This window comes from Rathayibacter sp. AY1A4 (assembly GCF_002930955.1).
In the GTDB taxonomy this organism is placed as follows: domain Bacteria; phylum Actinomycetota; class Actinomycetes; order Actinomycetales; family Microbacteriaceae; genus Rathayibacter.
The window spans coordinates 1-11,143 of the sequence record NZ_PSTN01000020.1 but is presented as its reverse complement, the minus strand read 5'-3'; the positions used below and the strand labels follow the sequence as shown (position 1 = coordinate 11,143).

The following is an 11,143-nucleotide window of genomic DNA, read 5'->3' as shown; positions in this document are numbered from 1 at the left end:
CGCCTCAGCGGTCGAGCGCCTCCGCGAGGCGCCGGGTGACCGCCCGCAGTTCGAGCTCGACCCCGCGGACGCGCTCGTCGAGAGCCGCCGCGGTGTCGGCGGCCTGCTCGGCGGCCGCCGCACCCGCCGCCTCGGACGAGGCTCGGTCGGCCGCGACCGACGCGCTGAGCTCGTCCAGCGCCGCCCGGAGGCCCGCCGACTCGTCGCGCAGCACGGAGACGTCGCCCTGCACCGCACTCAGCTCGCCGCGGAGCCCGGCCACCTCGTCGCGCAGGGCCGCCGTCTCGGCGCGCAGCTCCTCCGTGCGCAGCCGCGCCTGCTCGAACCAGGGGGCGACCAGCCGGTGCACGGCGTCGCGGAGCACGACGCCGCCGCGGCCGAGCCGGGTGGGCGCGGAGCCGGGGTCCTGGAGGAAGTCGTGGTCAGTGGTCATCGTCGTGGTCCCGTCCGGAGAAGCGGCGGTGGAGCACGTCCATCGCCCGCAGATCCTTGTCCATGATGTCGGCCTCGAGGGTGGTGTCGGCGAGGCGGTCGGCGAGGCCCGGCCGGGAGCGGCGCTCGAGCGATGCCTCGATCAGCTCGACGGACCGCTCGAACGAGAGCGGTCCGCGCGCCGCGGCCCGGCCCCGCCGACCGAGCGCCTCGAGGTCCACCGCCCCGCTCGCCACGTCCCGCATCGCCTCGAGGAGCGCCGGGGCGGAGCGGGTGATCTTGATGCAGTCGACCCCGTCGATGAGGAACTCCGCGACTCCGCTGGCCGCCGTCATGATCGGCACGGCGCCCGCCGCGGCCGCCTCGACCGGCGCGACGCCGAACGCCTCTCCGGCCCAGGTCGGGAAGAGGAACGCGTCGGCGCGGCCGTGCGCGGCGAGCACCTCGGCGTGGGGCGTCGGTCCGTGGAACTCGACCAGGCCGTCCAGGCCCGCCTCGTCCGCCCGGGCGCGCCAGCCGTCCACGTCTCCGTCGCCGTAGAGGTCCACGCGGAAGTCGCGGGTCTCCTCCGCGAGAGACGCCGCCGCCTCCAGCACCAGCCCGACGCCCTTGTGCTCGCCGAGCGACGCGGCGAACGTGAACCGGGTGGTCCCGCCCTCGCGGTAGCGCCGCGGCTCCGCGGTGTCGGGGGGAACGGACACTCCCCGCCCGATCACCTCGACCTCGCCCAGGCTCAGCCCGCCGGCCTCGATCGCGTCGACGAGGGAGCGGCTGACCGCGACGATCTCGCCGCGGTCGAAGTGGTCGGGGGCGTGAGCGCCGTAGACGCGGAGCACGCGCTCGGGCAGCCCGTCGACCAGGGCGTTCGGGATGCGGTCGCCGAGGTTCCACATCCACGGGGCCTCCACCGCGCGCAGCAGGTCGATCAGCGCGAGGCCGCCGATCCCGAGCAGGTTGAAGGCCACCACGTGGGTCGGCGCGAAGTCGCGCAGCTCCTCGAGCAGGATGCGGGTGTTCTCGAACCGCGAGACGGCGCTCTCGTGGTGCAGCAGCTGAGCGATCTCGCCGCCGGTCTGCGGCAGCGGGAAGTAGGTGCGCAGGCTCAACGTGCGGTGCACCTCGACGCCCGAGGGCTCCGGCGGCAGGTAGGTCGGCGTGGTCAGCACGCGCACGGTGTGGCCGCGGGCCGCCATCGCCTCCGCGACGCGCGCGCAGGTCATCTCGTATCCGCCGAGCACCTGCGGCGGATAGAGGTTGCTCACGAACAGCAGGCGCATCAGCGCACCTCCCCTCTCGCGGAGGCGTCGGCCGCGATCCGCGCCGTCACCTCGGGCGTGTAGGCCGCGCGGGCCTGGCGGTCGTTGCCGCCGTCCCAGTAGTTGACGAGGTAGAGCCCGGACTGCTGCGTCCGCGGCACGAACGGGAACAGCTGGGCGCGGGGCTCGATCTGCGCGATCCGGTAGCCGGCGTCGACCGCGCGCACGTGCAGCCAGATGTCGTCGGCGTCCGGGGCGATCTCGCGGAACGCGTCCCCGTGAGCGGCGATCTCGCCGAGGAGCGGAGCGGGCAGCAGCTGCCCGGAGACGGAGGTGCCGAAGACGTCGGTCGACGCGCGCGTGTCGGCGACCGGGGTCCAGCTCGTGTACGGAGCGACGGCGCCGTCGACGATCCCCACCCGGTGGGCGCGGTAGCAGAGCACGGTCTCGCGGGGGTAGCGCGAGCGGGCGTCGAGCAGGCCCCTCAGCCAGGTGCGCGGGTACACGATGTCGTCGTCGGAGGTGACGAGGTCGCGCTCCCCCGCCCGGCCCGAGAGCAGGTGCGGGTAGTACTTCGTGTGCACGCGGTAGCCGTCGACCAGGCGGATCTCGACGCCGCGGCGGCGGAGGCGGCGCAGCGGCGCGGGCAGGTCGGCGTGCAGGGCCGGGTCGTCGAGCCAGAGCACCAGGCGCGCGGGCCGGGCGTCGCCGCGGGCGATCGACTCGAGCGCCACGTGGACCCGCTGCAGCCGCTCGCCGTGCGTGGTCATCGTCACCACGACCTCGCCCGCCGGATCGACCGCGGAGCGGCGGGAGAAGCGGTTGGCCAGGGCGAGCAGCAGCAGCTCGCGCCGGAGCGCGGGCGAGGGGTGGTCGATCGGCCGGGCGGCGATCACGGCGGCGCGGCGCTCCGAGAGGCGCTGAGGGGCGGAGCGGACGACCCGGGCCGCGGAGCGCAGCCGCGTGCGGGGGCGGACACGACGGCCCAGCGCCGCGAGGCGCGTGCGGGGCCGGACGCGCCGGCCGACGGCGGCGAGAGCGGGATGCATCGGTCCAGGTTAGCCGGAGGCGCCCGGGCGCCCTGCGCCGGTCAGGGCTCGTCGACGACCGCGAAGGCCCGCACCGGGAAGGTCCCGAAGCCCCGCACCTTCGGCGGCACGGCGGTGAAGTGCGCCCCTGTCGCCGGCAGCCCGCCGAGGCCGGTGAGGTGCTCGACGACGTGCACTCCCGCGGCGAGGAGGGCCGAGTGCGCGGGCCGCGATCCGCCCGACTCCGTGTCGTCGATGTTCACCGAGTCGATGCCGACCAGCACCGCGCCGGCGGCGACGAGCGACTCCGCCGCCGCGCCGCTGAGGAAGGGGGCGCCCCTGCCGTACCCGGGCGTGGCGAAGTGCGCGTCCCAGCCGGTGCGGAGGAGGACGGCGGCGCCGCGGACGTCGAGTCCCGCGACCGCGTCCGCACTGATGCCCCGTCCGGTGGCTCCGGTCGCGTCGACCACGACGGCAGGCAGATCGACCAGCGTCTCGAGGCGGAGAGCGGCGAGATCGGCTCCGCCCTCGTAGCGGTGGAACGGGCTGTCGAGGTAGGTGCCCGTGTTCCCGATCATCTCGATGACGTCCATCGCGAACTCGGTGCCGGGCGCGTAGGAGGCGCGGGACGCCTCACGCGTGAGGTGCGACCGGATGCGCGGAGCGGGCAGGCCCGGGTAGGTCACCAGCCCGTCCGCGACGGTGTGGCTGAGGTCGACGAAGCGGCGCGAGGAGGTCATGCGCCCGATCCTGGCAGGGGCCGGATCGGGCGCACCATCGAGATGCCGCCCCGCGGGGCGGCGTTCCCGCCTCTACTTCTTCGGCAGCGCCGCCGACAGGTCCGCGATCAGGTCGGACGAGTCCTCGAGGCCCACCGAGAGGCGCACCAGCGACTCCGAGACCTCCAGCGGCGTGCCCTTCACCGACGCGTGCGTCATCTCACTCGGGTAGCCGATCAGCGACTCGACGCCGCCCAGCGACTCCGCGAGCTGGAACAGCTCGGTCGACTCGGCGAACTTCCGGGCCGCGCGCGGCGTCGCGAGCTCGAGCGAGAGCATCCCGCCGAACCGCGACATCTGGCGCTTCGCCAGCTCGTGGCCGGGGTGCGAGGGCAGGCCCGGGTAGTGCACGGCCGTCACCGCCGGGTGCTCGACGAGGAACTCGGCGACCGCCTGCGCGTTGACGGAGTGGCGCTCCATCCGCACCCCGAGGGTCTTGATGCCGCGGACCGTGAGCCATGCGTCCATCGGGCCCGAGATCGCTCCGACCGCGAACTGCAGGAACGCGATCTTCTCGGCCAGCGGCCCCGAGCGCAGGGCGAGCGCGCCGCCGACGACGTCCGAGTGGCCGCCGAGGTACTTCGTGGTCGAGTGCACGACCACGTCGGCACCGAGGGCCAGCGGCTGCTGCAGGGCGGAGGAGGCGAAGGTGTTGTCGACGACGACGATCAGGTCGTGCGCGTGGGCCAGGTCGGCGAGCTCGGCGATGTCGCTGATGGTCATCAGCGGGTTCGACGGGGTCTCGACCCAGAGCATCTTCGTCTCGCCGGGGACGATCGCCCGCTGCACCTCGCGGAGGTTCGACATGTCGACGGCCGTGTTGCGCACGCCCCAGGCGCTGTGCACCCGGTCGATCAGGCGGTGGCTGCCGCCGTACGCGTCGTTGCCCAGGACGACGTGGTCGCCGGGCGCGAGGGCGGCGCGCAGCAGGGTGTCCTCGGCGGCGAGGCCGGAGGAGAAGGAGTAGGCGACGTCCGCGCCCTCGAGCGAGGCGATGAGCTCCTGGAGCGAGTCGCGCGTCGGGTTCGCCGAGCGGGCGTACTCGTAGCCGCCCCGGAGACCGCCGATGCCGTCCTGGACGAACGTGGAGGTCATGTAGACGGGCGGCACGACCGCCCCGGTGGTCGGATCGAACTCCTGGCCGGCGTGGATGGCGCGGGTGTCGAAGTGCTGCTTCTTGGGCATGGTGCGGGCTCCCTGGGTCGGAGGTGCGGAGGCGGCGGCCGTCAGGCCGTGGCGTAGGTGAGGAGGTCCTGTCGGGTGATCACCGCGACGGGCTTGCCCTCGTCGGTGACGAGGAGGGCGCTGTGCTCGGTGAGCGCGGCGCGGGCGGCGGTGATGCTCTCGCCGAGCCCGATCAGCGCGAGCGCGTCGCCCACGCAGTCGCCGAGCGGGTCGTTCATCGAGGCGGATCCGGCGAAGACGCGGTCGAGCAGCTCGCGCTCGTCGACGGCTCCGACGACCTCGCCCATCACGACCGGCGGCTCGGCGGTCAGCACCGGGAGCTGCGAGACGCCGTACTCGGTCATGATGCCGATCGCGTCGCGGATGGTGTCGGTCGGGTGCGCGTGCACGAGCGCCGGGAGGTCGGCCTGCCCGCTCGCCGCCCTGGCGCGGAGCACGTCGCGGACGGTGCCCTCGTCGCGCATCTCGAGGAAGCCGTAGGAGCGCATCCAGCGGTCGTTGAAGATCTTGCCGAGGTAGCCGCGCCCGCCGTCCGGCAGGAGCACGACGACGACGTCGTCCGGCCCGAGACCGGCGGCGGCCTTGAGCGCGACGGAGACGGCGAGCCCGCTCGATCCGCCGACGAGCAGCCCCTCCTCGCGGGCGAGGCGGCGGGTCATCGCGAACGACTCGGCGTCGCTGGAGGCGATGATCCGGTCGACCACGCTCGGGTCGTACGCGCTCGGCCAGAAGTCCTCGCCGACGCCCTCCGTCAGATACGGGCGACCGCCGCCGCCGGAGTAGACGGAGCCCTCGGGATCGGCGCCGACGATCTGCACGCGGCCCTCCGACACCTCCTTGAGGTAGCGGCCGACGCCGCTGATGGTGCCGCCCGTGCCGACTCCCGCGACGAAGTGGGTGAGCCGGCCGGCGGTGTCGCGCCAGATCTCGGGGCCCGTGGTCTCGTAGTGGCTGAGCGGTCCGTTGAGGTTCGCGTACTGGTTGGGCTTGAAGGCGCCGGGGATCTCGCGGGCGAGGCGGTCCGAGACGGAGTAGTAGGAGGCGGGGTCCTCCGGAGCGACGGCCGTCGGCGTCACGACGATCTCGGCCCCGTAGGCGGTGAGGACGTTGCGCTTGTCCTCCCCCACCTTGTCCGGCAGCACGAACACGCAGCGGTAGCCGCGCTGCTGCGCGACGAGGGCGAGGCCGATGCCGGTGTTGCCGCTGGTCGGCTCCACGATGGTGCCGCCGGGCTTCAGCAGCCCGTCGCGCTCGGCGGCGTCGATGATGCGGGTCGCAATGCGGTCCTTCGACGAGCCGCCGGGGTTCAGGTACTCGACCTTGACCAGCACGGTCGCCTGCACGCCCGCCGCGACCGGGCCCAGCTTCACCAGCGGAGTGTCGCCGATGAGGTCGAGGACCGAATCGGCGTAGGCCATCCCGGTCTCCGGGCGTGCGGGAAGGGCGCGATCCAGGCTCATCCCGCCAGCGTAGCAACCGGCTCCGGGCGTGTGACGGGGGTGGGCGGAGGCACAGGGAGCGGTCTCGGGACGGGAGTGCCGCCGGTCGCGCCGGTGCCCTATCGTGGGGGTCCGCGAGCGCCGCCGTCGACCCGGAACGGACCCCGAATGACCTCACCGATCGCCGCACCGCCGCGGCGTCCGGCCGACATCCACCTCCTCCGCCTGCTCGGCCCGGCGCTGGTCGCCGGAGTCGCCTACCTCGACCCGGGCAATGTCGCCAGCAACATGACGGCCGGCGCCCGGTTCGGCTACCTCCTGGTCTGGGTGGTGGTGCTCGGCAACCTGATGGCCTGGCTCATCCAGTACCTCTCGGCGAAGCTCGGCCTGATGACCGGCCGCAGCCTCCCCGAGCTGCTCGGCGACCGCCTGCGCGGCCGCTGGGGCCGCCGGGCCTACTGGCTGCAGGCCGAGACGGTCGCGATGGCGACCGACCTGGCCGAGGTGATCGGCGGTGCGATCGCGCTGAACCTGCTCTTCGGACTGCCTCTGCTGGCCGGCGGCGTGGTCACCGGCGCGGTCTCGCTGGTGCTGCTGCTCGTGCAGACGCGGGGCGGGGCGCAGCCGTTCGAGCGGGTGATCACGGCGCTGATGGTGCTGATCGCCGTCGGCTTCACGGTCGGCGTGGTCGTCGATCCGCCGGACGCGGGCGCGACCGTCGCCGGTCTCGTGCCACGCTTCGAGGGCTCGGAGTCGGTGCTGCTCGCCGCCTCGATCCTGGGCGCGACCGTCATGCCCCACGCGATCTACGCCCACTCCGCGCTCGCCCGGGACCGCTTCGGCCACGTCGAGGGCGTCGGCGCGCGCCGGAGGATCCTGGTCGCCACCCGGATCGACGTGACGATCGCGCTCGCCATCGCCGGCACCGTGAACCTCGCGATCCTGCTCCTCGCCGCGCACTCCCTCGCGGGAGTCGCCGGGACCGACAGCCTCGAGGGCGCCCACGCGGCCATCGGAGCGGCGCTCGGCCCGGTGGTCGCGACCCTGTTCGCCGTCGGCCTGCTCGCCTCCGGCCTCGCCTCGACCTCGGTCGGCGCGTACGCGGGGGCCGAGATCATGCACGGTCTGCTCCAGGTGCGGGTGCCGCTCGTCGCCCGTCGTCTGGTCACGCTGATTCCGGCGCTCCTGGTGCTCGCAATCGGCTTCGACCCGACGCGCGCGCTGGTGCTCAGCCAGGTGGTCCTGTCGTTCGGCATCCCCTTCGCGCTCGTGCCGCTCGTGATCCTGACGCGCGACCGCCGCCTGATGGGCGACCAGACGAACCGCTGGTTCACCACCCTCGCCGCCGCTCTGGCCGCCGTCTTCCTCATCGTCCTGAACGGCCTGCTGCTCTGGCTCACCTTCGCTCCTTGAGCGGGGAGCGGCGGCGCATCCTGCTGATCGAGCAGCCCGCTCCTCGGGAGTACCGAGATCCCTCCTGACCGCGCATTGATCCGATCCGAAGCCTCGCTCGTTATCCTCTGAGAGCGCCTCTCAGGCGCCTGCGCCCGCCCCAGGCGCCTTCCGCCCTCAGAACGAGAGACGCCGCCGTGCCCAAAGACACGATGTCCGCCAAGAACCGCGCCCGACAGGAGAAGCTCGAGGCCTACAAGCGCGAGCAGGACCGCCGCAAGCGCGGCTCCCGCATCTGGATCTGGTCGCTGTCGGCCCTGGCCTTCCTCGCTGTCGGCGGGATCGTCGCGGTCACCGTCTTCGGGAACCAGCAGATCGTCGAGGCGCGCGAGATCGACGGCCTGCAGACCTTCGACAACGACGCCACCCACGTCGCCGGCGCCGTCGACTACCCGCAGACCCCGCCGGCGGGGGGCCCGCACAACGCCGTGTGGATGAACTGCGGCGTCTACGACGAGCCCGTCCCGAACGAGAACGCGGTGCACGACCTCGAGCACGGCGCCGTCTGGGCCACCTACGACCCCGAGCTCCCGCAGAGCGAGGTCGACGCGCTGATCGCCGCGATGCCCGACACCTACTCCGTCGTCTCGCCCTACGAGGGCCTCGAGTCGCCCATCGTGCTGAGCGCCTGGGACGCCCAGGTCGCGATCGACTCGCCCGAGGACCCCCGCATCGATGCCTTCGTCGAGCGATTCTGGCAGTCCTCGAGCGCTCCGGAGCCCGGCGCCCCTTGCACCGGAGGGATCGATGCGCCCGGCAAGCAGTAGGGGCCGGATCCTCGTCGCCGCGGTCGCCGTGGTCGCGCTCCTCCTCGGGGCGGCCGGCGGCTACCTCTTCGGCGCGCTCGCCCCGTTCGCCTCCGCCGCGACGCCCTCGAGCGCCAGCGCCGAAGCGGGTTTCGCGCGCGACATGCAGGTGCACCACCTGCAGGGCGCCGAGCTGGCGATGATCGCCCGCGAGCGCAGCGCCGACGACGAGGTCCTCACCGTCTCGAAGGACATCCTGCTCACCCAGCAGCAGCAGGCCGGGCAGCTCTTCGGCTGGCTGAACTCGTGGGGCCTGCCGCAGGCTGCTCCGGAGCCCTCGATGACCTGGATGGGCCGGCCGACCCTGGCCGGAGCCGCCGACGAGCACTCGTCGATGGGGATGGGGACCGAGGACGGCGTCGTGCCCGCGAGCATGCCCGGTCTCGCGACACCGGACCAGATCACCGCCCTCAGCAGCGCGTCGGGCCGAGACTTCGACCGGATGTTCCTCGAGCTGATGATCGCCCACCACCGCGGCGCGATCGACATGGCCGAGGCGCTGCTCGCCCGGAGCCGCGTGACGGTCGCCACCGACTTCGCCTCCTCCGTCGTGAAGGCCCAGGAGGCCGAGATCTCGCTGATGGAGCAGATGCTCGAGGACCGGCCGGCGGAGTGACCGCCTCCGGCGCGCACGACATCGGCTGAGAGTGGTGCGCCTCCCCCACCGGGAGGGGCACGTGCTCTCCGCCGACGTCGTGCACGGGGCCCGGCGACTCAGACGGCGTCGGCTGCGAGTAGCCCCGCGAAGTCCGGCCGCCGATCCGCGGCTCAGCCCTGGAGGGCCGACTCCGTCTGCTGTGCGTAGAGCGAGGCGTAGAGACCGCCGAGGCCGAGCAGCTCGCGGTGGGTGCCCGACTCGACGATCCGGCCGCCCTCGACGACGTGGATGACGTCGGCCGACACGATGGTCGAGAGCCGGTGGGCGATCGCGATCGTGGTGCGGCCGCGGGCGGCGTCGTCGAGCGCGGTCTGGACGATCCGCTCCGAGACGGTGTCGAGGGCGCTGGTCGCCTCGTCGAGGATGAGGACCGCCGGGTCCTTCAACAGGACGCGCGCGATCGCGAGCCGCTGCTTCTCGCCTCCGGAGAGCCGGTAGCCGCGCTCGCCGACCAGCGTGTCGTAGCCGTCGGGGAACGACGTGATCGTCGCGTGGATGTTCGCGGCGCGGGCGGCCGCCTCCAGCTCCTCCTGCGTCGCGTCCGGGCGGGCGTAGCGGAGGTTGTCGCCGATCGTCGCGTGGAAGAGGTAGGTCTCCTGGCTGACGATGCCGATGTGCGAGACGAGCGACTCCTGCCGCAGCTCGCGCACGTCGGTGCCGGCGAAGCGCACCGCTCCCCCGGCCACGTCGTAGAGGCGCGGGACGAGGTACGAGATGGTGGTCTTGCCCGCGCCGGAGGGACCGACGAAGGCGACGAACTGGCCCGGCTCGATCGCGACCGAGACGTGGTCGAGCGTCGGGCGCGCGTCCTCCGCCTGGTCGGGGTAGCGGAACACGACGTCGTCGAGCTCGACCCGGCCGAGCTCGCCCGAGACCTCGCGTGCATCTGCCCGGTCCGTGATCGCCGGGCGCAGGTCCAGGTACTCGAAGATGCGGGCGAACAGCGCTCCGGCCGTCTGCAGGTCGAGCGCGACGCGCATCAGGCCCAGGAGCGGCCACATCAGGCGCGCCTGCACGGTGGTGAAGGCCACGACGGTCCCGGCGGTGACGGTGGTGCCGCCGAGGATCAGCCAGGCGGCCACGAGGTACACGATCACGGGGATGACCGAGAGGAAGATCTGCACCATCGCGAAGAACCACTGGCCGGACATCTGCTGCCGCACCTGGAGCTCGATCTGGCGGCCGTTCTCGTCGGCGTAGCGCGTCACCTCCGACTCCTGGCGGCCGAAGCTCTTGGCCAGGAGGATGCCCGAGACGCTCAGGGTCTCCTGGGTGATCGCGGTCATCTCGGACAGCGACTCCTGCGTCTTCGTCGCGATGCGCGCCCTCACCTGGCCGACGCGGCGCTGGGCCACGACGAGCACCGGAGTGAGGACGAGGGCGACGATCGTCATCTGCCACGAGAGCAGGAGCATCGCGACGACGGCCGCGATCACGGTGACGGTGTTGCCGAGCACGCTCGAGACGGTGTTCGTGAGCACGTTGGCCACGCCGCCCACGTCGTTGGCGAGGCGCGACTGGATGACGCCGGTGCGGGTGCGGGTGAAGAAGCCGAGCTCCATCGCCTGCAGGTGGCGGAACAGGCGGATGCGCAGCTCCCCCATGACCGTGTTGCCGACGGTCGCGGTGAGGTAGGTCTGCCAGACGCCGAGGATCGCCGAGAACGCCCAGACCAGCACCATGACTCCGACCAGCTCGAGCAGCACGGGGAGGTTCGGGCGTCCGCCGGGCGGGAAGAGCCCGCGGTCGAAGGCCAGCTGGGTGAGGAGCGGGGGCACCACCGTGAGGGCGGCGCCGACGAGCACGAGGATCACGGTGAGCGTGAGCTTGGGGCGGTGGTCGCGGAAGAGTCCCGCGATGCGCCGGAGCAGGTCGTCGACCTTCGGAGCCGCCGCGTTGATCTCCCGCTGGCTGTCCGGATCGCTGCTCGAGATCCTCCCGCCGCGCGCCCCTCCGCGCATCCCGCCGCCTGCCGCGACGTCACCCATCCTGCTCACGGCTCGACCCTAGCCCCGCCGGTCGACTGGCTGGGACTCGAGCCGTGGAACACGCTGTTCCTCGTCGTCGTCCTCATCTGGACCCAGGCCGGATTCGCCATGACGGTGCTC

The 11,143-nt window shown here is 73.0% G+C and carries 10 protein-coding genes; 3 read left to right on the top strand and 7 right to left on the bottom strand.

Annotated features, from left to right (window positions below; genetic code table 11):
- Positions 1-4 precede the first annotated feature (4 nt).
- The 6 genes from C5B92_RS12260 to C5B92_RS12235 all read right to left on the bottom strand — a co-directional run bounded on the left by C5B92_RS12260 (position 5) and on the right by C5B92_RS12235 (position 6,098).
- Positions 5-433 (bottom strand): hypothetical protein, encoded by a 429-nt coding sequence (locus C5B92_RS12260; protein ID WP_104238256.1) that lies wholly within the window; start codon positions 431-433, stop codon positions 5-7.
- The gene (locus C5B92_RS12255) at positions 423-1,709 is read right to left on the bottom strand and encodes a glycosyltransferase (RefSeq protein WP_104350438.1); all 1,287 of its coding nucleotides are present in this window, start codon (positions 1,707-1,709) and stop codon (positions 423-425) included. The genes C5B92_RS12260 and C5B92_RS12255 overlap by 11 nt, the downstream gene beginning before the upstream one ends.
- Positions 1,709-2,737 carry a glycosyltransferase gene (locus tag C5B92_RS12250; protein ID WP_104350437.1) on the bottom strand — a complete coding sequence of 343 codons (1,029 nt, stop codon included), beginning with the start codon at positions 2,735-2,737 and terminating at the stop codon, positions 1,709-1,711. The genes C5B92_RS12255 and C5B92_RS12250 overlap by 1 nt, the downstream gene beginning before the upstream one ends.
- Before the next feature lie 41 nt (positions 2,738-2,778).
- Positions 2,779-3,456: a cyclase family protein gene (locus C5B92_RS12245; RefSeq protein ID WP_104350436.1), complete on the bottom strand. Its 678-nt coding sequence runs from the start codon at positions 3,454-3,456 to the stop codon at positions 2,779-2,781.
- Between the two features lie 72 nt (positions 3,457-3,528).
- The gene (locus tag C5B92_RS12240) at positions 3,529-4,680 is read right to left on the bottom strand and encodes a cystathionine gamma-synthase (RefSeq protein WP_104224345.1); all 1,152 of its coding nucleotides are present in this window, start codon (positions 4,678-4,680) and stop codon (positions 3,529-3,531) included.
- A gap of 41 nt (positions 4,681-4,721) precedes the next feature.
- Positions 4,722-6,098 (bottom strand): cystathionine beta-synthase, encoded by a 1,377-nt coding sequence (locus tag C5B92_RS12235; protein WP_104234473.1) that lies wholly within the window; start codon positions 6,096-6,098, stop codon positions 4,722-4,724.
- 189 nt (positions 6,099-6,287) lie between these two features.
- Between C5B92_RS12235 and C5B92_RS12230 the strand changes: the two genes are divergently transcribed.
- The 3 genes from C5B92_RS12230 (at position 6,288) to C5B92_RS12220 (ending at position 8,993) form a co-directional block, all read left to right on the top strand.
- Positions 6,288-7,532: an Nramp family divalent metal transporter gene (locus C5B92_RS12230; RefSeq protein WP_104227179.1), complete on the top strand. Its 1,245-nt coding sequence runs from the start codon at positions 6,288-6,290 to the stop codon at positions 7,530-7,532.
- Between the two features lie 176 nt (positions 7,533-7,708).
- The gene (locus C5B92_RS12225) at positions 7,709-8,338 is read left to right on the top strand and encodes a DUF3105 domain-containing protein (RefSeq protein ID WP_258061405.1); all 630 of its coding nucleotides are present in this window, start codon (positions 7,709-7,711) and stop codon (positions 8,336-8,338) included.
- Positions 8,319-8,993, top strand: a complete 675-nt coding sequence (locus C5B92_RS12220; protein ID WP_104224341.1) for a DUF305 domain-containing protein — start codon at positions 8,319-8,321, stop codon at positions 8,991-8,993. Before C5B92_RS12225 ends, C5B92_RS12220 begins: the two co-directional genes overlap by 20 nt.
- Positions 8,994-9,145: 152 nt before the next feature.
- Here the strand turns inward: C5B92_RS12220 and C5B92_RS12215 are convergent, their stop codons facing one another.
- Entirely contained in the window at positions 9,146-11,023 is a 1,878-nt protein-coding gene (locus tag C5B92_RS12215; RefSeq protein ID WP_104247708.1) for an ABC transporter ATP-binding protein, read from the bottom strand.
- Positions 11,024-11,143 lie beyond the last annotated feature (120 nt).